A 26,182-nucleotide genomic window follows, 5' to 3' on the forward strand; every position below is an offset into this window, starting at 1 on the left:
GGATCAGCTACACGCTTTGAAACTGCCCGGCTGCTGCCGCGTCCAGGTGTCGGTGCGGCCGAACAGGCTGATGCCGACATAGCCGCGCAGGTCCAGCGTGTCCGCCCCCGTCAGGGTCATGGTGGCGTCGTAGGTCTTGCCGCTCTTCGGGTCGTAGATCGTGCCGTCCTCCCACTCCGTGTCGGAGGACTGGGTGAAGCCGTGCAGCATGATCAGCTTGCACAGCGCCTTGCTGCGCTTGCTCTGGTCCGGGTTGTTCACGTCGGTGGCCGGGGCGTCCGGCGGCAGGCCGGCGATGCGGCCGCAGATGCCGGTGGTGCAGTCGAGGATCTCGATCACCGAACGGCCATCCCCGGTGCGCCAGAAGCCCTTGATCCCGCCGGCGGCGGAGGCGGTCGACACGCCCAGGGCGGCGGCGAGCCCGACGGCCAGGCATGCGGCAAGAACGGCGCTGCGGATGGTCATGGGCACTCCCATATTGGTCGTGTTGCTTCTGCGTCGAGCATGCGGCGAGACGGGAGTCCTGTCCATTGCGCCGATTTGCACCGCGCAGACGGTGACAACTTTGAAACTATTCGAGCTTTTGCCTCGGTTTGGGCTCGGCTATGGTCCAGCATCGGCCGAGAGGAGCCGCCGGCGGGTTGCCGGGTGACGGAGAATTGAGATGAGTGCGCCGCGTACGCTGTTCGACAAGATCTGGGACAACCATGTCGTCCATCGCCAGGATGACGGCACGTGCATTCTCTACATCGACCGCCACCTCGTGCATGAGGTGACCAGCCCGCAGGCCTTCGAAGGGCTGCGCCTGGCCGGCCGCCGCGTGCGCCAGCCGCACGCCACCCTGGCCGTGCCCGACCACAACGTGCCGACCTCGGACCGCGCCGGCGGCATCGCCGACGAGGAAAGCCGCATCCAGGTCGAGACGCTGGAGCAGAACGCCGCCGATTTCGGCGTGCCGATCTTCACCATGAACGACGTGCGTCAGGGCGTGGTCCACATCATCGGGCCGGAGCAGGGCTTCACCCTGCCAGGCACCACCATCGTTTGCGGCGACAGCCACACCTCGACCCATGGCGCCTTCGGGGCGCTGGCCTTCGGCATCGGCACCAGCGAGGTCGAGCATGTGCTCGCCACCCAGACGCTGCTGCAGAAGCCGGCCAAGAACATGCGCATCACGGTCGAGGGCGACCTGCCGCTGGGCGTGACCGCCAAGGACATGATCCTGGCGATCATCGGCACCATCGGCACCGCCGGCGGCACCGGCCATGTCATCGAATATGCCGGCGACGCCGTCCGCGCTTTGTCGATGGAAGGCCGCATGACGGTCTGCAACATGTCGATCGAGGCCGGCGCCCGGGCCGGGCTGATCGCCCCCGACGACACCACCTTCGCCTATGTGAAGGGCCGGCCGATGGCGCCGAAGGGCGCTGACTGGGACCAGGCCGTCGCATACTGGCGGACCCTGCCGACGGATGAGGGCGCCCGCTACGACCGCGAGGTGGTGCTGAAGGCCGCCGACATCGTGCCGATGGTGACCTGGGGCACCAGCCCGGAGGACGTGGCGCCGATCACCGGCGTGGTGCCGAACCCGGACGCCGCCCCCGACGCCAACAAGGCCAGCGCCTGGCGCCGCAGCCTGGACTACATGGGCCTGCAGCCCGGCCAGCGCATGAGCGAGCTGGCGGTCGACAAGGTCTTCATCGGGTCCTGCACCAACGGCCGGATCGAGGATCTGCGCGCCGCCGCCGCGGTGGCCCGCGGCCGGCACGTCGCCGACAGCGTCTACGCGATGATCGTCCCCGGCTCGGGCCTGGTGAAGCAGCAGGCCGAGGATGAGGGGCTGGACGAGGTGTTCAAGGCCGCCGGCTTCGACTGGCGCGAGCCCGGCTGCTCGATGTGCCTGGCGATGAACGCCGACAAGCTGTCGCCGGGCGAGCGCTGCGCCTCGACCTCGAACCGCAACTTCGAGGGCCGCCAGGGCCGCGGCGGCCGCACCCACCTGGTCAGCCCGGCCATGGCCGCCGCCGCGGCGATCGCCGGCCACCTGACCGATGTGCGCGACCTGAACTGAGCCGCGCGTAGGTTGGGTTCGCCCCTCGGCGAACCCAACGACCGGCCCTCAGACCATCCGTCCCGGAGTGTTGGGTTCGCAACGCGAACCCAACCTACGTCATGACCTGCCTGTCCTGTCGGGAAGGAATGCCCTGCCATGTCCGTTCCCATCGACGCCGCACGCAAATTCGACCCGGCACGGGCCGGCGAATACGAGACGCAGAGCCGCATCGCCCTGGCCGGCTATGACGCGTGCCATGAGCTGTCGGCCTGCATGCTGGCGGCGGCGCTGGGCTCCGGCGGTCCTGCCGAGATCCTGGTCGCCGGCGCCGGCGGCGGGGCCCAGGAGATCGTTACCGCCGGGCCGCTGGAGCCGGGCTGGCGCTTCACCGCCGTCGACCCGTCCGCGCCGATGATGGAGCTGGCCGTCGCCCGGCTGCGCGAGACCGGGCTGGACGGCCGGACCGAGATTTTCCTGGGCACGGTCGACGACCTGCCGGCCGACCGCCGCTTCGATGCCGCGACCCTGATCGGCGTGCTGCACCACCTGCCCGGCGACGACGCCAAGCGCGCCATCCTGCGGTCGCTGGCCGCACGGCTGAAGCCGGGGGCGCCGCTGATCCTGGCCGGCAACCGCTTCGCCTATGCCAGCCAGCCGCTGCTGCTGGCCGCCTGGGGCCAGCGCTGGCGGATGAAGGGCGCGACGCCGGACGAGGTCGAAGCCAAGCTGAGCAAGATCCTGCAGGGCGCCGACCCGCCGCATTCCGAGGAGGCCGTCGCCGACCTCCTGGCCGAAACCGGCTTCGGCCCGCCGACCCGCTTCTTCTCCAGCCTGTTCTGGGGCGCCTGGCTGGCCCGGCGGAACTGATCGCAGACGCGCGCCATCAGAGGCCGTTCGAAAACGTGTCGGCGTGAGTCGATTGGCGGTGGCGCCGAGAACCGGCGCGCAGCGGACATGGCCGTCCGTGAGCACCGGAAGCACAGGCACCGCCGTCAGGCGGCCGCGCCGGCGCGTTTGCGGACGGCCTCAGGCGTGGCCGGCTTCGGTCGACAGCATGGTCGGGTCGAAGCCGAGCTTGGCGATCGCCTGCTCCCACTTCACCGACAGGTCGTCGCCGAACAGGATGTCCGGGTCGCAAGGCACGTTGAGCCAGCCATTGGCCTGGATCTCGGCGTCGAGCTGCCCCGCGCTCCACCCGGCATAGCCCAGCGCCAGCAGGTGCCGGCTGGGGCCGGCGCCATTGGCGATCGCCTGCAGCACCTCGAGCGTCGAGGTCACCGCCACCTCGCCCACCACCACCGTCTTCTCGGCGCGGTAGTCGGCGGAATGCAGCACGAAGCCGCGGCCGGATTCGACCGGCCCGCCGAACTGCACCCGGGTCTTGCCCAAGAGGTCGCCATGCGGGATGCCGAGCTGGTCGAGCAGGGTCGGGAAGTCGATGCTGGGCAGCGGCTTGTTGACCACCAGCCCCATCGCCCCCTGGTCGTTGTGGGCGCAGAGATAGATCACCGTGCGGGCAAAGGGCGGCGCCACCAGGGTCGGCATGGCGATCAGCAGCTGCCCGGCGAGGTAGGCCTCGCCCGCTGGTGCCTTGTCGCTTTCGGTAGACTTCGCCCGACTCATCCTGGCCACTGCCCATTCTCCGCATCACCCGCGACAATAAGCTAACCCGCGGCGATCTGGTTTCGAACGACTATATAGGACAAAGAAAGGCCGTTTCATGGTGCCGGGGTCTCGATGACGCGTGGGTTCGCATTCCTGTTCGGCACTGCGCTTGGTTTGGCCGCCCTGGCGCAGCCCCAGGCGGCCGACGCCGCTGCCACGTCGTGGCAGCAGGGCAAGGGCGCGTCGGCACGGCTGATCACGGCGGTGGACGGCACCGGCACCCTGGCGGCGGTGCCGGCCGGGCTGCAGATCAAGCTGGACCCGCATTGGAAGACCTATTGGCGGTCGCCGGGCGACGCCGGCCTGCCGCCGGCGCTGGACTGGACGGGATCCGCCAACCTCGGCACCCCGACCCTGGCCTATCCGGCGCCGCAGCGCTTCCAGCTGTTCGGCCTCGAGACCTATGGCTACGAGACCGAGGTGGTGTACCCGCTGACCCTGCCGGTGCAGCAGGCCGGCCAGGCGCAGCACCTGGCGCTGGCCGCGACCGTGCTGGTGTGCAGCGACATCTGCATCCCGGCCAATTTCAGCTTCGCGCTCGACCTTCCGGCCGGCCCGGCGGCGCCCGACCCCGAGACGTCCAACCTGATCGACCGCTACGACAACGCGGTGCCCGGCGACGGCAGCGCCGCCGGCCTGGCGATCGGCGCCGTCACCGCCAACGCCACGGGGGCCGACACGCCCAATGGCGGGCTGCGGGTCGAGGCGACGGCGCGCGAGCCGTTCCAGTCGCCCGACATCTTCGTCGAGGCCGCGCCGGGCGACGCCTTCGCCGCCCCCCGGGTCGAGACCAGCGACGGCGGCCGGACGCTGGTTGCGGTGATCGACCGGATCCAAGCCGGCGACCCGCCCACCGCCCTGGCCGGCAGCCCCGTCACCCTGACCCTGGTCGACGGCCCGCGCAGCGTCGAGGCCAAACCCACCATCGGCGCGGCGGTGGCGGCGCCGGTCGACGCCACCGCCTGGGTGACCATCCTGGGCGTGGCGCTGCTGGGCGGGCTGATCCTGAACCTGATGCCCTGCGTGCTGCCGGTGCTGTCGCTGAAGCTGCTGTCGATCGTGAAGGCGGGCGGCCAGACGCCGCGGCGGCAGCGGCTGGGCCTGCTGGCCACCGCCGCCGGCATCGTCGCGTCCTTCCTGCTGCTGGCCGCCGGCGCGGTCGGGCTGAAGGCGGCCGGCGCCTCGGTCGGCTGGGGCATCCAGTTCCAGGAGCCGGTGTTCCTGGTGGTGATGGTCGTCATCCTCACCCTGTTCGGCTGCAACCTGCTGGGCCTGTTCGAGGTGGTGCTGCCCGGCCGGGCCATGGACGCCGCGGCCCGCGCCAGCGGCGCCGACCAGCCCACCGAGCGGACGGGGCTGCTGGGGCTGTTCCTGACCGGCGCCTTCGCCACGCTGCTGGCCACCCCCTGCTCCGCCCCCTTCGTCGGCACCGCGCTGGGCTTCGCCCTGTCGCGCGGTCCCACCGAGATCGGGCTGACCTTTGCCGCCCTCGGCCTGGGCATGGCCCTGCCCTATCTGGTCATCGCGGCGGTGCCGGCCCTGGCCCGGCTGCTGCCGCGGCCCGGCCGCTGGATGCTGTGGGTCAAGGCGGTGCTGGGCCTGGCCCTGTTCGGCACCGCGATCTGGTTGCTGTTCGTGCTGTCGGTGCAGGTGCCGCCGGGCGCCGCTGTCGCGGTCGCCGCCGCCATGGTGCTGATCGGCCTGACCCTGTGGCTGCGGCCGCGCGGCGGGCCGGCCGGGCGCCGCCTGGGTGCCGGCCTCGCCGCCGTGCTGGCCCTGGCCGCCATCCTGCTGCCGCTGCGATTCGATCGGTCGGACGCCGCCGCCACGGCCCTGGCGTCCGTCGGCTGGACCCGATTCGACCGCGCCGCCATCCCCGGCCTGGTCGGCCAGGGCAAGGTGGTGTTCGTCGACGTCACCGCCGAATGGTGCCTGACCTGCCAGGTCAACAAGCTGCTGGTGCTGGGCCGCGACCCGACGGCGGCGGCGCTGGGCGGCGACGGCGTGGTGCCGATGCTGGCCGACTGGACCAATCCGGACCCGGCCATCGCCGACTACCTTGCGGCGCATGGCCGCTACGGCATACCGTTCAACGCCGTTTACGGGCCGGGTGCGCCGGACGGGATCGTGCTGCCGGAGTTGCTCAGCGCCGACGCGGTCCTCGACGCTTTAGCCAAAGCTCGCGGCGGCGCAGGTTCCTGATCCCCCGGACCTTCGGGCCGGCCACGACATACAGTTTCGCGGAGAGAGCACCCATGACGATCAAGGTTGGCGACCGCATCCCGTCGGTCACGCTGAAGCATCTCGGCAAGGAAGGCATGGCCGAGGTCAAGACCGAGGACCTGTTCAAGGGCAAGACCGTGGCGCTGTTCGCGGTGCCCGGCGCCTTCACCCCGACCTGCTCGGCCAAGCACCTGCCGAGCTTCACCAACAACGCCGAGGCGCTGAAGGCCAAGGGCGTCGACCAGATCGTCTGCCTGTCGGTCAACGATCCCTTCGTGATGAAGGCCTGGGCCGACAAGAACGAGATCTCCGGCGACACCGTGTTCATGCTGCCGGACGGCAACGCCACCCTGACCAAGGCGCTGGGGCTGGAGATGGACGGGTCGGGCTACGGCCTGGGCACCCGCTCGCAGCGCTTCGCCCTGATCGCCAAGGATGGGGTGGTCATCCATCTGGCGGTCGAGAAGCCGGGTGCCTTCGAGGTGTCGAGCGGCGAGGCCGTGCTCGCGGCGCTCTGAGGCACTGCGCGTCGGTCGGGTTCACCTCGGATGAGCCCGACCGACCGATTACTCTCAACTGTCATTGCCCGGCTTGACCGGGCAATCCAGGGGCGGCCAGAGCGGCTCCTGGTGGCCCCTGGATCCTCGGGTCAAGCCCGAGGATGACAATCGGGTGAGATGACGACTCGGGTGCCGGCCTTCAGGCCGGGTCCGTCTCGGCCGTGATCCGCACGCCGAACTGCTCGAACCGCGCGATCGCCGCTTCGGGCGCGACCAGGGTCTCGGGCAGCTGCAGCCCGCCCGCTGGCAGTGGCAGGCCATCCAGGCCCAGCACTCGCTCGGCGATGACCAGGGTGCCCAGCGCCGTCATGTGGCCCACCCCTTTCGGGTCCGACACCAGGACCCGCCGCCGGACGCGCTGGCCGGACCGCAGCGTCCCCGCAATCTCGATCACGCCCTCATGCGAGGCGCGGTGGCCGGCCCGGGTGCCGAGCGATTCGCCCTCGCCGAAGTCGAAGCGGATGTCGGGCGCGCCGGTGATCGCCGCCAGGCTGGGGACATCGAGCGTCGCCAGCGGCTGCACCATCGCCTCATGCCCGTCGGCCAGGCGCAGGGCGCGGGTGTGATCGCCGCCATCGACCCAGGCCCATTGCCCGCCCCGGCGCAGCAGGGACCGGCCGGAGAAGGCCGCGGCATCGCTGGCGCTCATCGGCCCGACCGCGTCGGCCGCATCGAACAGGGCGGCCATGGCCACGGACTCGACCCGGGCAAACTCCGCGAGCGCCGGCCTTGCCGCCAGGATCAGCACCCCGGCCGCCCAGTGGCCCGCCAGCACGATCGGCCGCCGCGGCGGCGCATGCAGCGCCGCGAACACCGCCGGCCCGGTCTCCTCCACCACCTTGGTGATGCCGATATGGGCGGCGCCCTGCGCCAGCGCGGCCTGGATCAGCGTGTCGCCGCGGTCCTGCAGCGCGGCCACGATCAGGTCGACCGGCCCGAGATCGGCCAGCGCCGCCGCGGGGTCGGCGACGTCGAGCCGCAGGGTCGAGGCCCCGATCTCGCGCGCCAGCGCCGCGCCGGCCTCCGGCGACCGCCCCGCCAGGATGATGTCGAGATCGGGCGCCAGCCCGCGCAGGTGTCGTGCCGCGGTGCCGCCAACGACACCGTAACCGCCCGCGATCAGGACTCGTTGGGCCATAGCTCCCTCCATATTACAGATCGTAAGTTACGATTCGTAATATGGAGCCGGAGTGATGCGCGTCAAGCCTCGATCGGTGCCAGGCCGCGGCCCTCTTCCTTCAGGCCGCGGCGGGCGAGTTCGTCGACCCGTTCGTTCTCGGCATGGCCGGAATGGCCGCGGGTCCAGCGCCAGTCGACCTTGTGCTGGGCCATCGCGGCCTCCAGCCGCTGCCACAGGTCGACATTCTTCACCGGCTTGCGGTCGGCCGTCATCCAGCCCCGTGCCTTCCAGCCCTTGAGCCATTGGGTGATGCCGTTGCGGACATACTGGCTGTCGGTGGTCAGCACCGCGTCGACCGGCCGCTTCAGCGCCTCCAGCGCCCGGATCGCCGCCATCAGCTCCATCCGGTTGTTGGTGGTCAGCACCTCGCCGCCATAGAGCTCGCGCTCGGTCTCGCCCATGCGCAGCAGCACGCCCCAGCCGCCGGGGCCGGGATTGCCGCTGCAGGCGCCGTCGGTGAAGATCTCGACCTTCATCGGCTTCACCGCGGCCGCTGTCTTCGGGGCAGGGGGCTTGGTCACAGGGTCTGTCACGGATCGATCCCATAGGCGGCCACGCCGGCCACGTGTTGATGGAAGCGCAGCTTGCGCCAGTATTCGAGCGGGTCCTTCGGGCGGACGAAGGCGCCCGGCGGGTGGTTCAGCCAGTCGTACAGCCGGGTCAGCAGGAAGCGCAGCGCGTTGCCGCGGGCCAGCAGCGGCAGCGCCGCCAGCTCCGCCGGCGATAGCGCCCGTTCGGCGCGGTAGCTGGCCAAGAGCGCCCGCGCCTTGGTGACGTTGAAGGCGCCGTCCGGCTCGAAGCACCAGGCGTTCAGGCAGATCGACAGGTCATAGGCCAGCATGTCGGTACAGGCGAAGTAGAAGTCGATCAGGCCGCTCAGCCGGTCGCCGCGGAAGAAGACGTTGTCCGGGAACAGGTCGGCATGGATCAGCCCGGTCGGCAGGTCGGTGGGCCAGCGCGATTCGAGGAAGGCCAGTTCCCGCGTGATGCCCTCGGCCAGGCCCGGCTGCACCGTGTCGGCGCGGCCGGTGCAGTCGGCCACCAGCCGGCGCCAGCCTTCGATCGACAGGTTGTTCGGCCGGGTCATGGCGAAGTCGGCCCCGGCCTCGTGCATCCGCGCCAGTGCCCCGCCCAGGGCCTGGCAGTGCCAGGGCTGGATCCGCTTCGGCCACAGCCCGTCGAGGAAGGTCACGATCACCGCCGGCCGCCCCGCGAGGCGGCGCAGCGCCTGGCCGTCGCGGGCCGCGACCGGCTGCGGGCATTCGATGCCGCGCGCCGCCAGATGCTCCATCAGCCCGAGGAAGAACGGCAGGTCGGCCTCGGCCACCCGCTTCTCGTAGAGGGTGAGGATGTGCGGGCCCGCGGTGGTGACCAGCAGGTAGTTGGAGTTCTCCACGCCCTCGGCGATGCCCTTGAGCGATCGCACGGAGCCGAGGTCGTATTCGGCCACGAAGGCGGCGACATCCTCGTCGGTGACTTCGGTGTAGACGGCCATGGGAATCCCGGAAGCAGCGGCGCCCGCCTTCATAGAGCGGCGGGGCCGGCTTGTCGAAGGGAGAGACGCGGAACGCGCCGGCCGTCCGCCCGGATGGGACCGCCTGCCTATTGAGCCCTGCCCAGAACCTTGCTTCAGAAGAAGCAAGTTAAAACTGCCTTACTCTTAGTTAATGAACTGTAAATCCTGGTTCATCTTCTGGTGCGGCACAGTGTCCCGCTGTCGTCTTACTGTGATGATTAGCACTGATGCCATCCGCATCTGTCCGGCAGTGTTTGCTGCAGCACAGCATTTTTCCTTTGTCGCCGAACTGCCAGGCCGGGCGGCAGCCGATCACCGTAGCCACCGCGCCCGCGAAAGTCCTGCCGATGCCCGACCTGAACTGGGGCGCCTTCGACCTGAACTTGCTGATCGTGTTCGATGCGGTGATGCGCGAGCGCAGCGTCACCCGCGCCGGCGCCCGGGTCGGGCTGAGCCAGCCGGCGATGAGCCACGCTTTGGCCCGGCTGCGCCATGTGCTGCGCGACGAGCTGTTCATCCGCACCCCGCAGGGCATGCTGCCGACCGGCCGGGCCGAGGAGATCGCAGTGCCGATCCGGCGGGCGCTGGGCGACCTGCAGCTGTCGCTGCACGCCGCCGAGTTCGACCCGGCGCTGGCGACGCGGACCTTCCGGATCGCGGTCGACCCCTATGCCGCCGCCGTGCTGGCGGCGCCGATCGTGGCGCGCTGCATCGCCCTCGCCCCCGGCCTGACCCTCGACATCCGCGCCAGCGGCAGCCTCGACCTGACCGAACGGCTCGACCGTGGCGACCTGGACCTGGCGATCGGTGCGCCCGACCCGGACGGCGAACGCTTCGCCCACCAGCCGCTGCTGCATGACGATTTCGTCGCGGTGCTGCGCGGGCCGGCGGCGGCCCTCGGCGCCGACGCCTTCGCGACCCTGCCGCATCTCGAGATCTCCACCCTCGACGACGACCTGCGGTTCATCGACCGCGCCCTGGCCGCCCGCGGCCTGAAGCGCCGGATCGCGTTGCGCATGCCCTATCTCTCGGCCGGCCCGGTCCTGGCCGGATTGCCGACGGTGGCGGCGCTGCGGCGGCGCATGGCGGATCGGCTGGCGCAAGCCCATGGGCTGGAGGTCCTGCCGCTGCCGCACCCGTCGCCGCGGATCGAGACCGCGATGCACTGGCACCGGCGGGCCGACGGGCTGCTGGCCCATCGCTGGCTGCGCGACACCGTGGCGGAGGTCGCCCATGCCCTGTGAACGGCCCCTGGCCGACGCCGCCGAACACCATGCAAGGCCTGCATGGCACCGTGAAGACGTTGCATTGGCGGGGGCGGATGCCCGCCACCAACTGACGCTTGCACCGGTCCGCGAAGCAGAGACCCGTCCCGGCCTTCGGCCGGGCCTCGGGGCACGCATCGGACTGGCCCGAATGATCGGGAGGAGACGTCGATTGCGGGCGCCGCCGCCAGCCAGGCCGCGGCGCCCGCTGTTCGCTCGCCTTCCGATTGTCCCGCTGGAGAGATGCAGATGCCCCTAGTCGCCCGCCGGACGATGCTCCGCATCGGTGCCCCGATCGCCATCCTTGTCGTCGTCGGCGCCGTTCTGGCAGGGCGGGAGCTGACCAGCACCGCGGCATCGGCCGCGGCGCTGAAGGCCGCTGCCCCGGTGGCGACCGTGCCGATCGAGGCGGCGACGGCGCAGCGCAGCGACGTGCCGGTCTACCTCACCGGCCTCGGCACGGTGCAGGCCCAGAACACGGTGACGGTGAAGAGCCGGGTCGACGGCCAGCTGCAGGCCGTGTCCTACCAGGAGGGCCAGGACGTGACCGCCGGCCAGGTGCTGGCGCAGATCGACCCGCGGCCGTTCCAGGCGGCGCTGGACCAGGCCAAGGCGGCCAAGGCCAAGGACGAGGCCCAGCTGACCAACGCCCAGCTCGACCTGCAGCGCTTCGAGAACCTGCACCAGTACGCGACGGTGCAGAGCGTCGACACCCAGAAGGCGCTGATCGCGCAGATCCAGGCCCAGATCGAGGGCGACCAGGCGACCATCGACAACGCCGCCACCCAGCTAAGCTACACCACCATCACCTCGCCGCTGAACGGCCGCACCGGCATCCGGCTGGTCGACCAGGGCAACATCGTCCACGCCACCGACACCGGCGGGCTGGTGGTGATCACCCAATTGCACCCGATCACGGTGATCTTCACCCTGCCCGAGGAGAACCTGCCGGACATCTCCGCGGCGATGGCGCAGGGCACGCTGCAGGTCTTCGCCGACACCCGCGGCGACGAGAAGCCGCTGGACCAGGGCACCCTGACCCTGATCGACAACGAGATCGACCAGGGCACCGGCACGATCCGGCTGAAGGCGACCTTCCCGAACAAGAGCAACACGCTGTGGCCCGGCCAGTTCGTCGACGCCAAGCTGCTGCTGCGCACCCAGCACGATGCGGTGACGGTGCCGGCGACCGCGGTGCAGCGCAGCCAGGACGGCCTGTATGTCTATGTCGTCAAGCCCGACGGCACGGTCGACACCAAGCCGGTCGATGTCGACCGCATCGCCGACGGCGTCGCCGTGATCCAGCAGGGCCTGGAGGCCGGCGACAGGGTCGTCACCGCCGGCCAGTACCGGCTGCAGCCGGGAACCCATGTCGAGATCCGCGAGGCCGCCGCCGCATCACGGCCGGCCGCCGCGCCGGGAGCCTGAGCCATGAGCATCTCGGCCCTGTTCATCAAGAAGCCGATCGCCACGTCGCTGATCATGGCCGGGGTGCTGCTGGTCGGGCTGGTCGCCTATCCGCTGCTGCCGGTCGCCCCCCTGCCCCAGGTCGATTTCCCGACCATCCAGGTGTCGGCCCAGCTGCCCGGCGCCGACCCCACCACCATGGCCTCGTCGGTCACGGCGCCGCTGGAGCGGCAATTCGCCGAGATCCCCGGCGTGTCGCAGATGACGTCCAGCAGCACGCTGGGCAACACCTCGATCACCCTGCAGTTCGACCTCGACCGCAACATCGACGGCGCGGCCCAGGACGTGCAGACCGCGATCAACGCCGCCGGCGGCCAGCTGCCAAAGACCCTGCCGTCGCCGCCGACCTACCGCAAGGTGAACCCGGCCGACAGCCCGATCCTGCTGATCGCCGTGCGGTCCGACACGCTGCCGCTGACCACCGTCGACGACTACGCCGAAAACATCCTGGGCCAGGCCATCAGCCAGGTCCCGGGCGTCGCCCAGGTCAATATCGGCGGCCAGCAGAAGCCGGCCGTCCGGGTCCAGCTGGACCCGCAGAAGCTGGCGGCGCTGGGCATCGGGCTGGAGGATGTGCGCAGCGTCATCACCGCCGCGACCACCGACAGCCCGAAGGGCAGCATCGACGGCGCGACCCGTACCTTCACCATCTACGACAACGACCAGGAGCTGAAGGCCGACCCCTGGAACGACGTCATCATCGCCTACAAGAACGGCGCGCCGGTCCGCATCCGCGACGTCGGCAAGGCGGTGGAAGGGCCGGAGAACAACAAGCTGGCCGGCTGGGCCAACGGCCAGCGGGCCATCATCCTGATCGTGCTGAAGCAGCCCGGGTCCAACGTCATCGACGTCGTCGACCACATCAAGGCCCTGCTGCCCCAGCTGCAGGCGGCCGTGCCGCCGGCGGTCAAGGTCGACATCATCAGCGACCGCACCACGACGATCCGCGCCTCGGTCAGCGACGTCCAGTTCACCCTGGTGCTGACCATCGCCCTGGTGGTGATGGTGATCTTCGTGTTCCTGCGCAACTTCTGGGCGACGCTGATCCCCAGCATCACGGTGCCGCTGGCGCTGGTCGGCACCTTCGCGCTGATGTACGTGTTCGGCTACAGCCTGGACAACCTGTCGCTGATGGGCCTCAGCATCGCAGTCGGCTTCGTGGTCGACGACGCCATCGTCATGCTGGAGAACATCCACCGCCACATCGAGGCGGGCCTGTCGCCCGTGCAGGCCGCGATCAAGGGCGCCGGCGAGATCGGCTTCACCATCCTGTCGATCAGCCTGTCCCTGGTCGCCGTGTTCATCCCGCTGCTGCTGATGGGCGGCATCGTCGGCCGCGTGTTCCGCGAATTCGCCGTCACCGTGACCATGACCATCCTGGTCTCGGCGATCGTGGCGCTGACGCTGACGCCGATGATGTGCTCGCGCTTCATGAAGCACGACACCGGCAAGCACGGCCGGCTGTACATGCTGTCGGAACGCGGTTTCGACCTGATGCTCGCCGGCTACCGCCGGTCGCTCGACGCCGCCCTGAAGCACCGCCGCATCACCCTGGGCGTGTTCCTGCTGACCGTCGCCTGCACCGGCTATCTCTTCGTCATAATCCCCAAGGGCTTCTTCCCCCAGCAGGACATCGGCATCATCGTCGGCACCTCCGAGGCGTCGCAGGACATCTCCTTTGCCGAGATGAGCCGCAAGCAGGTCGAGCTCGGGAAGATCGTGGCCGCCGACCCGGATGTCGCCGGCGTCGTCATGTCGCTGGGCGCCGGCGGCGGCCAGACCCTGAACAACGGCCGCATGTACATCAACCTGAAGCCGCGCGACGACCGCGAAGCCTCGGCCGCCCAGATCATCGACCGGCTGCGGCCGCAACTGGCCAAGGTCGAAGGCGCCGCCCTGTTCCTGCAGCCCTCGCAGGACATCAACATCGGCGGCCGGCTGAGCCGGACCCTGTACCAATACACCCTGCAGGACGCTGGCATCGACGAGCTGAACCAGTGGGCGCCCAAGATCTACACCAAGCTGAAATCGCTGCCGGAGCTGCGCGACGTCGCCACCGACCAGCAGACCGGCGGCACCACCCTGACCCTCGACATCGACCGTGACGCCGCCGCCCGCTACGGCATCCAGCCGCAGTTGATCGACGACACGCTGTACGACGCCTTCGGCCAGCGCCAGGCCGCGCAGTACTTCACCCAGATCAACAGCTACCACGTGGTGATGGAGGTGCTGCCGGAGCTGCAGGACAAGCCCTCGGCGATCGACCGGATCTACATCAAGTCGCCGCTGACGGGGGAGCAGGTGCCGATCAGCGCGCTGGCGAAATGGACGACACGGCCGACCGCGTTCCTGTCGATCAACCACCAGGGGCAGTTCCCGGCGGTGACGGTCAGCTTCAACCTGGCGCCCGGCGTGGCGCTGGGCCAGGCGGTGACCGCGATCCAGCAGGCGGAGACCGAGCTGGGCGTGCCGCCCTCGCTGACCGGCGCCTTCCAGGGCAACGCCCAGGCCTTCCAGTCGTCGCTGGCCAGCGAGCCCTACCTGGTCGCCGCCGCGCTGATCGTGATCTACATCATCCTCGGCGTGCTCTATGAGAGCTACATCCACCCGCTGACCATCCTGTCGACCCTGCCCTCGGCCGGGGCCGGCGCGCTGGTGATGCTGATGCTGTTCGGCTTCGACTTCAGCGTCATCGCGCTGATCGGCGTCATCCTGCTGATCGGCATCGTCAAGAAGAACGGCATCATGATGGTGGACTTCGCCATCCAGGCGGAGCGCGACCAGGGGCTGACGCCCCTGGAGGCGATCCGCCAGGCCTGCCTGCTGCGCTTCCGCCCGATCATGATGACGACGATGGCGGCGCTGCTGGGCGGCCTGCCGCTGATGCTGGGCGCCGGCACCGGGTCGGAGCTGCGGCAGCCGCTGGGCTATTCCATCGTCGGCGGCCTGATCCTGAGCCAGGCCCTGACCCTGTACACGACGCCGGTGGTCTACCTGTACCTCGACCGCTTCCGGGTCTGGCTGGCCCGCCGCGGCAAGGCGGCCGGCACGCTGGCCCCGCACCCGGTCCTGGAGGGGGCGCCGGCGGCGGGGGAGTAAGTCCCTTTTTGACTGTCATTGCCCGGCTTGACCGGGCAATCCAGGGGCCACCAAGCGCCGCTCCGGCCGCCCCTCGATGCCACAGTCAAGCCGTGGCATGACAATCAAAACAGATGGTTAAGCCTTCGGCGGATACTCGTGCCGGCGGCCGTTCGGGTCCTCGACCGTCCAGCCCTCGGCGTCCGAGCCGTCGAGGTAGTCCGGTCCGATCGGCACCTTGCCCTGGCCGCCGGGGATGTCGAGCACATAGGTCGGCTGGGCCAGCCCCGACAGGCGGCCGCGCAGGACGCGCATGATCCGCCGCCCGTCCGCGATGCCGGTGCGGAACTGGGCGGTGCCGGGGGCGAGGTCGCCGTGGTGCAGGTAGTAGGGCTTGACCCGCAGGCGAACGAGGTCGCGGAACAGCTGCTCCAGCACCGCCGGGTCGTCGTTGACGCCGCGCAGCAGCACGGTCTGCGACACCAGCGCGACGCCGGCATCGGCCAGGCGCCGGATGGCGCCCCGCGCCGCTGGCGTCAGCTCGCGCGGATGGTTGCTGTGGATGGCCAGCCAGACCGCGCTGTCCGAGGTGCGCAGCGCCGCGATCAGCTCCGGCGTCACCCGCTCGGGCTCGACCACCGGCACCCGGCTGTGCAGCCGGATCACGCCGAGATGCGGCACCGCATCGAGCCGCGCCACAGCGTCGGCCAGGCGCCGCGGCGCCAGCATCAGCGGGTCGCCGCCGGTCAGGATGGCTTCCCAGATCTGCGGCCGGGTGCGGATGTAGTCGACCGCCGCCGCCAGCTCGGCCTCGCCCATCGCGTCGCCGCCGGGCCCCACCATCTCGCGCCGGAAGCAGAAGCGGCAATAGACCGGGCAGGCGTGCAGCAGCTTCAGCAGCACCCGGTCGGGGTAGCGATGGACCAGGCCCGGAAGCGGGCTGTGGGCGTCGTCGCCGATCGGGTCGGACAGCTCGTCGGGCCGGGTGTCCAGCTCGGCCGCGTCGGGCACGAACTGGCGCGCGATCGGGTCGGCCGGGTCCGCCGGGTCGATCAGATCGGCCATCGCAGGGGTCACGGCGATGGCGTAGCGCTGGGCCACGGCGCGCAGTTCGCCCAGGCGCTCATGCCCGGCCAGCCCGGCTTCGACCAATGCCTCGGGGGTCCGCAGGCGCTGCTGCGGAAGCAGGTGTCCGTCTTTGGGCATGATCAGGCGGGGCTGAGCTCGCGCGGCAGCTTGAAGGTGATGGTCTCGACCGTGGTCGGTTCCGACTGGATGGTGACGACATAGCGCTCGTGCAGCGCCTTCATCACCTCCTCGACCAGGACCTCGGGCGCCGAGGCGCCGGCGGTGATGCCGAGGGTGGCGATGCCGTCGAACCACGACCAGTCCAGCTCGGCGGCGCGCTGCACCAGCATCGACTTGGCGCAGCCGGCGCGGCGCGCCACCTCGACCAGTCGCACCGAGTTCGAGGAGTTCGGCGCCCCGATCACCAGCACCGCGTCGCAATGCGGGGCGATCACCTTGATCGCCTCCTGCCGGTTGGTGGTGGCGTAGCAGATGTCCTGCTTGTTCGGCGCCGAGATGCTGGGGAAGCGGGCCTTGAGCGCCTCGACGATCTCGGTGGTGTCGTCCAGCGACAGGGTGGTCTGGGTGGCGAAGGCGAGGTTGCCGGCGTCCTCGATCTCCAGCGTCGCCACATCCTCGACCGATTCGACCAGGCGCACCGCGCCCGGCGGCAGCTGGCCCATGGTGCCGACCACCTCGGGATGCCCGGCATGGCCGATCAGCAGCACGGTGTGGCCGGTCTTGAAGTGGCGCTCGGCCTCGCGATGCACCTTGCTGACCAGCGGACAGGTGGCGTCGAGATACAGCAGCTTGCGCCGCTCGGCCTCGGCCGGCACCGCCTTCGGCACGCCATGGGCGGAGAACACCACCGGAGCGTCGTCCGGCACCTCGTCCAGCTCCTCGACGAAGATGGCGCCCTTGGCCTCCAGCGTCTCGACCACGAAGCGGTTGTGCACGATCTCGTGCCGGACATAGACCGGCGCGCCGTATTTCTCGATGGCGCGCTCGACGATCTGGATGGCGCGGTCGACCCCGGCGCAGAACCCGCGCGGCGAGGCCAGCATCACCGTCAAGGGCGAGCGCGCGTCCCGCGTGTTCGCGCCTGCGCTTGTGCCAGCCTGTGCCATTTCCTATGGTCCTGAAACCGTTGGTTGAAGGAGAGGGCGATGCCCGCCGAACTGTTGCGCCGCGACCCTAATATAGGTGCTCTCCCAAAAAAAGCGCGGTCCGCCATCTCTGGACGACTCCGCGCCGGCGGTTCCGTCCTGCTGCTGATGGGACTAGCAGGCTGTGGTGGCGACAATGCGGCACAGACCGCTGCGCTGAAATGTCCGCATATCGATATCCCCAAGGAGCTCTCGATCTATGACCTGACCCGGAACGGCAGCACCAGCCCGCGGGATCTGATCGTCGAGAGCAAGATCAGCAACTACTACGGCGGCTGCAACTACGGCGACAAGGACGTCACGGTGGGCGTCGACATCGAATTCACCTCGGTGCGCGGCCCCGCCGCCGGGCTTCAGACGAGTGTCCCGGCCAATTATTTCGTCGCCGTGACCGACGCGCAGGGCAAGGTCCTGGACAAGGCCGTCTTCACCGTCAACCTGCCGGTGCCCAAGGAGGGCATCACGCCGCGCGAGACCACCCGCGAGCCGCTGGAGCAGGTGATCCCCCTGTCCAACCTCGCGAGCGGCAGCAGCTACAAGATCGTGGTCGGCTTCCAGCTGTCGCCGCAGCAGCTGGAGTTCAACCGGCACCGCGGCGCCCTGCCGGAGGTGCCCGGCGCCGCGGCCGCAGCCGCCGGCCGCAAGACCATCGCCCCGGTGATTCCCGACCCGCGGACCACGCCGCCGGCGGAATGATCGTCTGAAAGCGTCGTTGCGATTGACTTTTGCGACGCGGCAGGAGAGTCTCCGGCCGCGCATTGATACAGGCCTACGACCCTGGCGGGAGAGACTGGAACCGCGTCACCGCGGAACCGGCGCCGAAGGAGCAAACGCCCCGGAAACTCTCAGGCCAAAGGACCGTCAGGGTAAGGCACTCTGGAGAGCAGGAAGCGGCCCAGCCGCGACCTCACCGATGGGGTAAGCCGGACAGAGTTCCCGGCGATTCTCTCAGGTCCCAGACAGAGGGGGTGGCGCGCGAGAATGGTCTCGCACGCCCACCTTTTGTCTGTGAGGACCGGGACCCCGTGACCGAAAACCCCCTGCTGCGTACCCCGCTTCACGAGCTGCATGTCGAACTCGGCGGCAAGCTGGTGCCCTTCGCCGGCTATGAGATGCCGGTGCAGTATCCGGCCGGCATCCTGAAGGAACACCTGCACACCCGGGCCGAGGCCGGGCTGTTCGATGTCAGCCATATGGGCCAGGCCTGGCTGGAGGCCGAGCCGGGCCAGGACGCCGCCGCGCTGATCGAGACGCTGGTGCCGGGCGACGTCGCCGGGCTGGCGCCCGGCCGCATCCGCTATTCCCTGCTGCTGAACGACGACGGCGGCATCCTGGATGACCTGATGATCACCCGCACTGCCGACCCGGCGCGGCTGTTCCTGGTGGTCAACGCCGCCTGCAAGGACGCCGACTTCGCCCATATCGCGGCGAAGCTGGCCGGCCGCGCCCGCGTGGTCCGGCTGGACGATCGCGGCCTGATCGCCCTGCAGGGCCCCAAGGCGGCCGAGGTGCTGGGCCGCCACGCCTTCGGCGCCGACGCCCTGGCCTTCATGGAATCCGGCACCTTCGCCCTCGACCGGGTGGAGTGCATGATCAGCCGGTCCGGCTACACCGGCGAGGAAGGGTTCGAGATCTCGGTCGCCGAGGCCGATGCCGAGCGCGTCGCCCGCCTGCTGCTGTCGGAGCCCGAAGTGGCGCCGATCGGCCTGGGCGCCCGCGATTCGCTGCGGCTGGAGGCGGGCCTGTGCCTCTACGGCCATGACATCGACACCACCACCAGCCCGGTCGAGGCCGGCCTGTCTTGGACCATCGGCAAGCGCCGACGGGCCGAGGGCGGCTTCCCCGGCGCCGCCCGCATCCTGAAGCAGCTGGCCGACGGCCCGGCGCGCAGGCGGGTCGGGCTGAAGCCCGAGGGCCGGGCCCCGGCGCGCGAGGGCACGCCGATCCTGTCGACCGACGGCCGCGAGATCGGCCGCATCACCTCGGGCGGCTTCGGCCCGTCCGTCGGCGGCCCGGTCGCCATGGGCTATGTCGAGGCCGGCTTCGCCGCCACCGGCACGCCGCTTTCCCTTCTCATCCGCGACAAGGCGCACCCGGCCGTGGTGGCCGCCCTGCCCTTCGTCGCCCCCAATTTCCACCGCTGACCAGACAGGGACGCCAGCACATGAGCACGCTCCGCTACACCAAGGACCATGAATGGGTCCGCGTCGAGGGCGCCACCGCCACCATCGGCATCACCGCCTATGCCCAGGAGCAGTTGGGCGATGTGGTGTTCGTCGAGCTGCCGGCGGTCGGCAAGCAGCTCGAGGCCGGCGGCGACGCCGCGGTGGTCGAATCGGTCAAGGCGGCGAGCGAGGTCTACGCCCCGCTGGCCGGCGAGGTCGTCGCCGTCAACCAGGCGCTGGTCGACACCCCGGCTTTGGTCAATGACGACCCGACCGGCGAGGGCTGGTTCATGCAGCTGAAGCTGGCGGACCCCGCCGCGGCCGACGCGCTGATGGACCAGGCCGCCTATGACGCCTATGTCGAGGGTCTGCACTGATGCGTTACCTGCCCCTGACCGAGGCCGATCGCGGCGCGATGATCGCGACGATCGGCGCCGGCTCGGTCGATGAGTTGTTCCGCGACGTCCCGGCCAGCGCGCGCCTGCCCGGCCCGCTGACCGAGCTGCCGCCGCACCAGGGCGAGCTGGAGGTCGAGCGCACCCTGGGCGCCATGGCGGCGAAGAACGTGCCGGCCGGGTCGGTGCCGTTCTTCTGCGGCGCCGGCGCCTATCGCCACCACGTGCCGGCGACGGTCGACTACCTGATCCAGCGCGGCGAATTCCTGACCAGCTACACGCCGTACCAGCCCGAGGTCACCCAGGGCACGCTGCAGTACCTGTTCGAGTTCCAGACCCAGGTCGCGCTGCTGACCGGGATGGAGGTCGCCAACGCCTCGATGTATGACGGCTCCACCGGCTGCGCCGAGGCGATCATGATGGCGAACCGGGTCACCCGGCGCAGCCGCGCGGTGATCTCCGGCGGCCTGCACCCGCAGTACCGCGACGTCTGCCGCACCCATGCCGACTTCACCGGCTTCACCCTGGACGAGGCGGCGCCCTGCCCCGAGGGGGTCGAGGACCTGGCCAGCCGGATCGACGGCGAGACCTCCTGCGTCGTGGTCCAGAACCCGTCGGTGTTCGGCCATGTCCTGGACCTGTCGGCCCTGGCCGAGGCGTGCCACGCCAAGGGTGCGCTGCTGGTCGTGGTGGTCACCGAGGTGGTGTCGCTGGGCCTGATGACCCCGCCGGGCGATATGGGCGCGGACATCGTGGTCTGCGAGGGCCAGTCGATCGGCAATTCGCTGAACTTCGGCGGCCCCTATGTCGGCCTGTTCGCCACCCGCGAGAAGTTCCTGCGCCAGATGCCCGGGCGCCTCTGCGGCCAGACCGTCGACGCCGAGGGCAAGCGCGGCTATGTGCTGACCCTGTCGACCCGCGAGCAGCACATCCGCCGCGAGAAGGCGACCAGCAACATCTGCACCAACAGCGGATTGTGCGCCCTGGCCTTCACCATCCACCTGTCGCTGCTGGGCGAGGCCGGCTTCACCAGGCTGGCCCGGATCAACCACGCCAAGGCCGTGTCGCTGGCGGCCAAGCTGGCCAAGGTGCCGGGCGTCACGGTGCTGAACGACAGCTTCTTCAACGAGATCACGGTCAAGCTGCCGAAGCCGGCCGAGCCGGTGATCGACGCGCTGGCGGCGAAGCGGATCATCGGCGGCGTGCCGGTCAGCCGGATCTACGCCAACCGCCCGGCCCTGGCCGACCTGCTGCTGGTGGCCGTGACCGAGACCAACACCGAGGCCGATATCGACGCGCTGTGCGCCGGCCTGTCGGAGGTGCTGCGATGACCAAGACGGACACCTTCACCGGGAACCGCGCCCTCGACATCGACGAGGCGCTGATCTTCGAGCAGGACAGCCCCGGCCATTGCGGCGTCGACCTGCCCGAGCCAGCGACCGCCGAACTGCGCCTGGGCGGGGTCAAGCCGCGCGCCCGGGTCGGGCTGCCCGGCCTGGCCGAACCGACGGTGATGCGGCACTACACCCGCCTCAGCCGCATGAACATGGCGATCGACACGGCGCTGTATCCGCTCGGCTCCTGCACCATGAAGCACAATCCGCGCCTGAACGAGCGGATGGCGCGGCTGCCCGGCTTCGCCGACATCCACCCGCTGCAGCCGGTTTCGACCGTGCAGGGCGCGCTGGAGCTGATCGACACCCTGGCGCATTGGCTGAAGACGCTGACCAACATGCCGGCCGTGGCCCTGTCCCCGGCCGCCGGCGCGCATGGCGAGCTGTGCGGCATGATGGCGATCCACGCCGCCCAGGAGGCCCGCGGCGAGGGCCATCGCCGGCGGGTGCTGGTGCCGGAATCGGCCCATGGCACCAACCCGGCGACGGCGGCGGCGATCGGCTACACCGTCGACCCGATCCCGGCGACCTCGGAGGGCCGGGTCGATCTGGCCGCGCTGAAGGCCAAGCTGGGACCGGATGTGGCGGCGATCATGCTGACCAACCCGAACACCTGCGGCCTGTTCGAGCGCGACATCGTCGAGATCGCGCGGCTGGTGCATGAGGCCGGCGCCTTCTTCTACTGCGACGGCGCCAACTTCAACGCCATCGTCGGCCGGGTGCGCCCGGGCGACCTGGGCGTCGACGCCATGCACATCAACCTGCACAAGACCTTCTCGACCCCGCATGGCGGCGGCGGCCCGGGCTCCGGCCCGGTGGTGCTGTCGGCGGCGCTGGCGCCCTATGCCCCGATCTCGGCCGTGGTGCATGACGCGAGCGGCTTCCGCGTCGCCGAGCACAAGGGCCGCGACGGCGCGCCGGAGCACAGCTTCGGCCGGCTGAAGGCCTTCCACGGCCAGATGGGCATGTTCGTCCGCGCGCTGAGCTACATGATGAGCCACGGTGCCGACGGGCTGTGGCAGGTGGCCAGCGACGCCGTGCTGAACGCCAACTATGTCCAGGCCGGGCTGAAGGATGTGCTGAGCCCGGCCTTCGGCGGCTTCTGCATGCATGAGGCGCTGTTCGACGACAGCGCGCTGAAGGACACGGGCGTGTCCACGCTCGACATCGCCAAGGCGATGATCGACGAGGGCTTCCACCCGATGACCATGTACTTCCCGCTGGTCGTCCACGGCGCCATGCTGATCGAGCCGACCGAGACCGAGAGCAAGGCCACGCTGGACCAGTTCATCGGCATGATGCGGTCGCTGGTGGAGAAGGCGAAGGCCGGCCAGGCCGAATGGTTCCGGGGTGCGCCGTACCACGCCCCGCGCCGCCGCCTGGACGAGACCGGCGCCGCCCGCAAGCCGGTGCTGCGCTGGACGCCCGACGCCCCGCTGGCCCAGGCCGCGGAATAGTCCGCGACCGAGGCCGCGGAGTAGTCCGGCACACGCTCCCAACCTCCGGTTCCCCAGGGAATCCGGGGGTTGGGGAGCGACTTTCGGCAAGGCTTCCGAACGCGGAATGTGACAGTCGTCACGAAACCTTGGCGGTCTTCACAAAACTGTCTTCCAACCGCCGCGCTCTCACGGCATCATCGCCGCGCATCCGAGTGGTGCGGCACACGCCTGAGGGGGCGAGATGGGGGTGCGATGGCGCGCAAGACTGTGACGAGTGCGCAGGCTCGGGCCATCGGCCCCTATTCGCATGGGGTGGTCGGGCGCAGCGACCTGCTGTTCCTGTCCGGCCAGACCCCGATCGATCCGATCACCGGGCTGCTGGTCGAGGGCGATGCCGCGGCGCAGACCGAGCAGTGCCTGGCCAATCTCAGCCATGTGCTGGATGCCGCCGACCTAACCTTCGACGCCGTGGTGAAGGTCAACGTGTTCCTGACCGACATGGATGATTTCGCGGCGATGAACGCGGTGTACGAGCGGCACTTCCGCGCCCCCTACCCCGCCCGCTCGACCATCGGCGTCGCCGCCCTGCCGCTCGGCGCCCGGGTCGAGATCGAGATGATCGCGGCGATGCCGCGGGAGTGAGCCGCGACCGAGGCCTCGACCCTCTATTGCAGGTACCCCCAGCGCTCCACGGCGGGTTCGGCCGTGGCCCATTTCCAGGTCTGGCCCTGACGGCAGACGGTGGCGACCAGGATGTCGCGCGTGGCCTTCGCCCCCTCGCCGCTCTCCACCGTCACCAGAATCTCCTTGCAGCTGGCGATCGGCGTCTCGATCAGCCGGGTGACCTGGACCGCGCCGTTCTCGTCGGCATAGCCGAAGGGCAGGTCGTGATCGGCCCGCCATAGCTTGGTCTCGCCCGGCCCCATCTGCCCGGCGATGGCGGCGATCGTGTCCTGTTCGTCCTGGTGCAGGCTGCGCATCGCATAGGCCACCCCGGCATTGACCGCGGCGCGCGTGCCCAGGGCGACGCTGTAGCCGACGATCGGGTTGGCGGTGATGGCGCCGACTGTGCCCCCGGCCGCGATGCCGGTGACATCGCCGGCCACGCTGGCACAGCCCGACAGCAGGGCCAGGGCCGGCAGCAGCAGGGCGGCCCGCAGGCGGCGGCGCCGGGGCGCCCTCACTGCAGCGAGCCCCACCGCTCGGTGGCCGGCTCGGCCGAAGCCCATTTCCAGGCCGTGCCATTCTGGCAGACGATCGCGGTGTAGAAGGCGCGCTGTTCCCCTTCCACCGAGAACACGATCTCCTTGCAGGCCAGGGGCGGCGCCCCGATCAGCCGGCTGACCGTGACGTCGCCCTGTTCGTCATCCTCGATCGGGACATCATGCGATATGCTCCAGCGCGCGACTTGGCCGACCGCCAGCGGGCCGGCCGAGGCGGCGATGCTGTCCTGTTCCGCCCGGTGCACCTTGCGCTCGCCATATTGCAGGCCGGCGCTGGCCAGCGACCGGACGCCGAGGCCGATGCCGGACGCCACCAGCGCATTCTTGGTGACCGCCGCGGCGGCGGCAGTGCCGCCGATGCCGGCAAGATCCGCCGTGCCTTCATGCATCAGTGAGCCACAGCCGGCCAGCGACAACGCTGAAACCATCAGTAGAAGGCCAATACTGGCCCTGCACGTTTTGATTGTCATTGCACCGTGTCGGGCAGCGATCTTGGAGAGTCCAGGGTGAGGCACGAATCACCGTAACATCAGTTTGTTACGAATGTCGATGAATGCAGAACCTTAATTGTCCTCAACTGCGGGACCAGCCCGCCCCAGGCCCCGGCTGGCGGCGCCGCGGCCGCGTGCTATCGTGCGCGATCGCCGGAACGACGGAGAACGCCTTTGGGTCGCGTGGTTGCGGCCGTCGCCTATGAGAACGGGCGGCGGGTCGCCGAGTTCGCCCTGTCGGAGGGCAAGAGCTGGTCGGAGAAGCCGGGCCATTTCGTCTGGATCGGCATCCATGAGCCGGAGGAGGCCGAGCTGCGCGACCTGGCGCAGCAGTTCGGGCTGCACCCGCTGGCGATAGAGGACGCGCTGAACGCGCATCAGCGGCCCAAGCTCGAGACCTATGGCGACGCCCTGTTCGTGGTGCTGCGCACCGCGCACCGGGTGAAGGAGACGACCGAGTTCGGCGAGACCCACATCTTCATCGGCACCGGCTACGTCATCTCGGTGCGGCACGGCCCGTCCTCCTCCTACTCCAAGGTGCGGGAGCGGACGGAGTGCAACCCCTCGCTGCTGAAGCACGGCGAGGATTTCGTGCTGTATTCGATACTCGACTTCGTGGTCGACAACTACACCCCGGTGGTCGAAGCGATCGAGGCCGAGGTCACGGAGATGGAGCGGCGGGTGCTGAAGCAGCCGCTGACCGCCGAGGACATCGAGCGCATCCACGCGCTGCGCCGCGAGCTGATGGTGATCCGCCGCACGGTGACGCCGACGGCCGAGGTCTGCAAGCAGCTGGAGCACACGGAATCCGGGTGCATCGACCCGGTGATCCACCCCTATTTCCGCGATGTGGCCGACCATGTGAAGCGGGTCAGCGACCACATCGACGCGCTGCGCGAGATCGTCACCCACACCTTCGAGGCCGGCCTGCTGCTGGAATCCTCGCGCCAGAATCAGGTGCAGCGCAAATTCGCCGCCTGGGCCGCGATCCTGGCCTGCCCGACCGCGATCGCCGGCATCTACGGCATGAACTTCGACAACATGCCGGAGCTGCGGCTGCCCTACGGCTACTACATGGTGCTCGGCGTCATCGTCGGGCTGTGCGGCTTCCTCTACTGGCGGTTCAAGCGCTGGGGCTGGCTGTAGCCCGCCGCGCCAGCCGATCGGCGGCGAGCGTCGCGACCGGACCTGCGGTCAGGAGCGGCGGTCGGCCTCGACGGCGGTGCGGAAGACATGGTCCCACAGCGCCGTGGTCACGCCGAAATTGCCCGGCCGCCGCCCGTGATGGTGCAGCCCATGGCGCCGCTTGGCGCGGTACATGTAGCTGGCGGGGTCCGGCCGCGCGTGATGCGACTTGTGGTGCACCACGACATACCAGAGGTATCCCGCCACCAGCCCGGCGCTGACGCCGCTGGCGAGGTCGAGGCCCAGCAGCGCCCACAGCGCCAGGAAGGCCACGCCCAGCAGCGCGCCGCTGACCCAGATCGGAGTGCCGATCATGGCGCTCGGCCGGCGGTGGTGCTCGTCATGCATCGCCGCCAGGACCGGGATGTGGTGCAGGAAGGCGCGGTGGGCGATGTATTCGATCAGCGTCCAGGCGAACAGGCCGATCCCGACGGTCGAGAACCAGAACAGCCAGGCGGCGGGAGGGATGGTTGCGAGGGCCCCGCCGGCCAGGCCGAACAGCACGACCGGGTAGGCGAAGAAGTCGACATAGTAGACCCACCGCGTCAAATGCATCGTCCCTCGCCCCCGGCCGAATCGGTGCAGGCCTCGGGCCTGTAACGCAACCGTAACACCACCGATTCCATCCTGGCGCGAAATTGGCCGCGAC

24 protein-coding genes and 2 riboswitches are annotated in these 26,182 nt (G+C 69.9%); of the genes, 14 read left to right on the plus strand and 10 right to left on the minus strand.

Translation table 11 applies throughout. The features are described 5' to 3' along the window. Positions 1-3: 3 nt before the first annotated feature. Positions 4-465 (minus strand): DUF2147 domain-containing protein, encoded by a 462-nt coding sequence (locus AB4112_RS03890; protein WP_441717203.1) that lies wholly within the window; start codon positions 463-465, stop codon positions 4-6. 199 nt (positions 466-664) lie between these two features. Between AB4112_RS03890 and leuC the strand changes: the two genes are divergently transcribed. Together leuC and AB4112_RS03900 are read left to right on the plus strand one after the other, a co-directional pair. Beyond that, the gene (gene leuC, locus AB4112_RS03895; RefSeq protein ID WP_441717205.1) at positions 665-2,071 is read left to right on the plus strand and encodes a 3-isopropylmalate dehydratase large subunit; all 1,407 of its coding nucleotides are present in this window, start codon (positions 665-667) and stop codon (positions 2,069-2,071) included. A gap of 138 nt (positions 2,072-2,209) precedes the next feature. Beyond that, the gene (locus AB4112_RS03900) at positions 2,210-2,920 is read left to right on the plus strand and encodes an SAM-dependent methyltransferase (RefSeq protein WP_309795112.1); all 711 of its coding nucleotides are present in this window, start codon (positions 2,210-2,212) and stop codon (positions 2,918-2,920) included. Between the two features lie 159 nt (positions 2,921-3,079). On the opposite strand, the gene AB4112_RS03905 is transcribed toward AB4112_RS03900, so the two are convergent. Continuing rightward, on the minus strand, positions 3,080-3,676 hold the full coding sequence (locus tag AB4112_RS03905) for a YqgE/AlgH family protein (RefSeq protein WP_309795718.1): 597 nt from the start codon (positions 3,674-3,676) through the stop codon (positions 3,080-3,082). 114 nt (positions 3,677-3,790) lie between these two features. Here AB4112_RS03905 and AB4112_RS03910 point away from each other — a divergent pair, with 114 nt between their 5' ends. After that, positions 3,791-5,920 carry a protein-disulfide reductase DsbD family protein gene (locus AB4112_RS03910; protein WP_441717207.1) on the plus strand — a complete coding sequence of 710 codons (2,130 nt, stop codon included), beginning with the start codon at positions 3,791-3,793 and terminating at the stop codon, positions 5,918-5,920. 53 nt (positions 5,921-5,973) lie between these two features. Continuing rightward, complete coding sequence (locus tag AB4112_RS03915) at positions 5,974-6,459, plus strand: peroxiredoxin (RefSeq protein ID WP_441717209.1); 486 nt, start codon at positions 5,974-5,976, stop codon at positions 6,457-6,459. Positions 6,460-6,640: 181 nt separating this feature from the next. Here the strand turns inward: AB4112_RS03915 and AB4112_RS03920 are convergent, their stop codons facing one another. The 3 genes from AB4112_RS03920 to AB4112_RS03930 form a co-directional block, all read right to left on the minus strand. Continuing rightward, entirely contained in the window at positions 6,641-7,639 is a 999-nt protein-coding gene (locus AB4112_RS03920) for a hypothetical protein (protein ID WP_441717211.1), read from the minus strand. 62 nt (positions 7,640-7,701) lie between these two features. Further along, the gene (gene rnhA, locus AB4112_RS03925) at positions 7,702-8,157 is read right to left on the minus strand and encodes a ribonuclease HI (RefSeq protein WP_309795717.1); all 456 of its coding nucleotides are present in this window, start codon (positions 8,155-8,157) and stop codon (positions 7,702-7,704) included. A gap of 53 nt (positions 8,158-8,210) precedes the next feature. After that, entirely contained in the window at positions 8,211-9,176 is a 966-nt protein-coding gene (locus AB4112_RS03930; protein ID WP_309795106.1) for a homoserine kinase, read from the minus strand. 368 nt (positions 9,177-9,544) lie between these two features. On the opposite strand from AB4112_RS03930, the gene AB4112_RS03935 reads away from it, so the two are divergent. The 3 genes from AB4112_RS03935 (at position 9,545) to AB4112_RS03945 (ending at position 15,028) form a co-directional block, all read left to right on the plus strand. Continuing rightward, a complete protein-coding gene (locus tag AB4112_RS03935) occupies positions 9,545-10,441 on the plus strand; it encodes a LysR family transcriptional regulator (protein WP_309795105.1) in 897 nt (298 codons plus the stop codon). Between the two features lie 270 nt (positions 10,442-10,711). After that, a complete protein-coding gene (locus tag AB4112_RS03940) occupies positions 10,712-11,890 on the plus strand; it encodes an efflux RND transporter periplasmic adaptor subunit (RefSeq protein ID WP_309795103.1) in 1,179 nt (392 codons plus the stop codon). Between the two features lie 3 nt (positions 11,891-11,893). Further along, a complete protein-coding gene (locus tag AB4112_RS03945; protein ID WP_309795101.1) occupies positions 11,894-15,028 on the plus strand; it encodes a multidrug efflux RND transporter permease subunit in 3,135 nt (1,044 codons plus the stop codon). Positions 15,029-15,145: 117 nt separating this feature from the next. On the opposite strand, the gene AB4112_RS03950 is transcribed toward AB4112_RS03945, so the two are convergent. Together AB4112_RS03950 and ispH are read right to left on the minus strand one after the other, a co-directional pair. Then, entirely contained in the window at positions 15,146-16,213 is a 1,068-nt protein-coding gene (locus AB4112_RS03950) for a lysine-2,3-aminomutase-like protein (protein WP_309795099.1), read from the minus strand. Between the two features lie 2 nt (positions 16,214-16,215). Then, the gene (gene ispH, locus AB4112_RS03955; protein ID WP_309795097.1) at positions 16,216-17,202 is read right to left on the minus strand and encodes a 4-hydroxy-3-methylbut-2-enyl diphosphate reductase; all 987 of its coding nucleotides are present in this window, start codon (positions 17,200-17,202) and stop codon (positions 16,216-16,218) included. Between the two features lie 39 nt (positions 17,203-17,241). Here ispH and AB4112_RS03960 point away from each other — a divergent pair, with 39 nt between their 5' ends. The 6 genes from AB4112_RS03960 to AB4112_RS03985 all read left to right on the plus strand — a co-directional run bounded on the left by AB4112_RS03960 (position 17,242) and on the right by AB4112_RS03985 (position 23,276). Further along, on the plus strand, positions 17,242-17,937 hold the full coding sequence (locus AB4112_RS03960) for a hypothetical protein (RefSeq protein ID WP_309795095.1): 696 nt from the start codon (positions 17,242-17,244) through the stop codon (positions 17,935-17,937). A gap of 75 nt (positions 17,938-18,012) precedes the next feature. Beyond that, positions 18,013-18,112: riboswitch (glycine riboswitch) on the plus strand. A gap of 1 nt (position 18,113) precedes the next feature. Then, positions 18,114-18,208, plus strand: a riboswitch (glycine riboswitch). A gap of 58 nt (positions 18,209-18,266) precedes the next feature. After that, positions 18,267-19,385, plus strand: coding sequence for a glycine cleavage system aminomethyltransferase GcvT (gene gcvT, locus AB4112_RS03965; RefSeq protein WP_441717215.1), 1,119 nt, complete (start codon positions 18,267-18,269; stop codon positions 19,383-19,385). 20 nt (positions 19,386-19,405) lie between these two features. Continuing rightward, complete coding sequence (gene gcvH / locus AB4112_RS03970) at positions 19,406-19,783, plus strand: glycine cleavage system protein GcvH (RefSeq protein ID WP_441717217.1); 378 nt, start codon at positions 19,406-19,408, stop codon at positions 19,781-19,783. Beyond that, positions 19,783-21,132, plus strand: a complete 1,350-nt coding sequence (gene gcvPA / locus AB4112_RS03975) for an aminomethyl-transferring glycine dehydrogenase subunit GcvPA (RefSeq protein WP_441717219.1) — start codon at positions 19,783-19,785, stop codon at positions 21,130-21,132. Before gcvH ends, gcvPA begins: the two co-directional genes overlap by 1 nt. After that, positions 21,129-22,652, plus strand: a complete 1,524-nt coding sequence (gene gcvPB / locus AB4112_RS03980; protein ID WP_441717221.1) for an aminomethyl-transferring glycine dehydrogenase subunit GcvPB — start codon at positions 21,129-21,131, stop codon at positions 22,650-22,652. The genes gcvPA and gcvPB overlap by 4 nt, the downstream gene beginning before the upstream one ends. Positions 22,653-22,886: 234 nt before the next feature. Beyond that, positions 22,887-23,276 carry a Rid family detoxifying hydrolase gene (locus AB4112_RS03985; protein ID WP_309795088.1) on the plus strand — a complete coding sequence of 130 codons (390 nt, stop codon included), beginning with the start codon at positions 22,887-22,889 and terminating at the stop codon, positions 23,274-23,276. Between the two features lie 23 nt (positions 23,277-23,299). Here the strand turns inward: AB4112_RS03985 and AB4112_RS03990 are convergent, their stop codons facing one another. Together AB4112_RS03990 and AB4112_RS03995 are read right to left on the minus strand one after the other, a co-directional pair. Beyond that, entirely contained in the window at positions 23,300-23,818 is a 519-nt protein-coding gene (locus AB4112_RS03990; RefSeq protein WP_441717223.1) for a hypothetical protein, read from the minus strand. Further along, the gene (locus AB4112_RS03995; RefSeq protein WP_309795084.1) at positions 23,815-24,246 is read right to left on the minus strand and encodes a hypothetical protein; all 432 of its coding nucleotides are present in this window, start codon (positions 24,244-24,246) and stop codon (positions 23,815-23,817) included. The genes AB4112_RS03990 and AB4112_RS03995 overlap by 4 nt, the downstream gene beginning before the upstream one ends. A 285-nt stretch (positions 24,247-24,531) precedes the next feature. Here AB4112_RS03995 and corA point away from each other — a divergent pair, with 285 nt between their 5' ends. Beyond that, a complete protein-coding gene (gene corA / locus AB4112_RS04000) occupies positions 24,532-25,494 on the plus strand; it encodes a magnesium/cobalt transporter CorA (RefSeq protein WP_441717274.1) in 963 nt (320 codons plus the stop codon). Between the two features lie 48 nt (positions 25,495-25,542). On the opposite strand, the gene AB4112_RS04005 is transcribed toward corA, so the two are convergent. Then, positions 25,543-26,088, minus strand: a complete 546-nt coding sequence (locus AB4112_RS04005) for a sterol desaturase family protein (protein ID WP_441717226.1) — start codon at positions 26,086-26,088, stop codon at positions 25,543-25,545. Positions 26,089-26,182: the final 94 nt, after the last annotated feature.

Source organism: Inquilinus sp. 2KB_23, assembly GCF_052115705.1.
Lineage (GTDB): Bacteria > Pseudomonadota > Alphaproteobacteria > DSM-16000 > Inquilinaceae > Inquilinus > Inquilinus ginsengisoli_A.